At 54.0% G+C, this 934-nt stretch carries 1 protein-coding gene; it reads right to left on the reverse strand.

Annotation, left to right across the window (positions count from 1 at the left end; genetic code table 11):
• A partial coding sequence (locus tag LS48_RS15390; RefSeq protein WP_157881741.1) for a hypothetical protein occupies positions 1 to 934 on the reverse strand: 934 nt, incomplete at both ends.

The following is a 934-nucleotide window of genomic DNA, read 5'->3' on the forward strand; positions in this document are numbered from 1 at the left end:
GGGGTAACGGTCATCTCCACCTCGTTAACGTCAAAACCGAAGTTGCTGCCGATAACCGTTTGGTTGTCGATGGTAACAGAAGCCTCAGAACCTATGAGAGCCCCGGGAAGGCCCGCGGCATCGTCATAATAGTTTACGTCAACGTTTGCGATACCGCCGTTGGCGAAGATGCTGGCTGTAATGTTCTCCAAGGTGAAGTTCTCATCAGCAGCTACGGTCACGTCGTTCGCGGTCTGGAACGCTGATGCGGAAGAACAGTTGAAGCCGTTCTCAAAGGTGAAGTCGTTCGGGTTCTCCTCGGAGCAGACACCGCCGCCACCGCCAATCGGGTCGCAACTGCCTTCCCAAATGTAAACACCGTCCATCAAAGGATCCGGAATGCCCCAACCGGCATCGAACTGCGCCGAAGGATCTCCTACCATTGTAGATGAAGTAACTACCCAGAACACGCTGCCGGTTGCACCGCCATCGGTTACGGACAGTTCAATCCAATATTTTGTTGAAGCACCCGCTTGTCCGTTAAAAATAAATGGGGTAACGGTCATCTCCACCTCGTTAACGTCAAAACCGAAGTTGCTGCCGATAACCGTTTGGTTGTCGATGGTAACAGAAGCCTCAGAACCTATGAGAGCCCCGGGAAGGCCCGCGGCATCGTCATAGTAGTTTACGTCAACGTTTGCGATACCGCCGTTGGCGAAGATGCTGGCTGTAATGTTCTCCAAGGTGAAGTTCTCATCAGCAGCTACGGTCACGTCGTTCGCGGTCTGGAACGCTGATGCGGAAGAACAGTTGAAGCCGTTCTCAAAGGTGAAGTCGTTCGGGTTCTCCTCGGAGCAGACACCGCCGCCACCGCCAATCGGGTCGCAACTGCCTTCCCAAATGTAAACACCGTCCATCAAAGGATCCGGAATGCCCCAACCGGCATCGAACTGCG

Origin of the sequence: Aequorivita aquimaris (assembly GCF_001573155.1) — a bacterium.
Taxonomy (GTDB): Bacteria; Bacteroidota; Bacteroidia; order Flavobacteriales; family Flavobacteriaceae; genus Aequorivita; species Aequorivita aquimaris.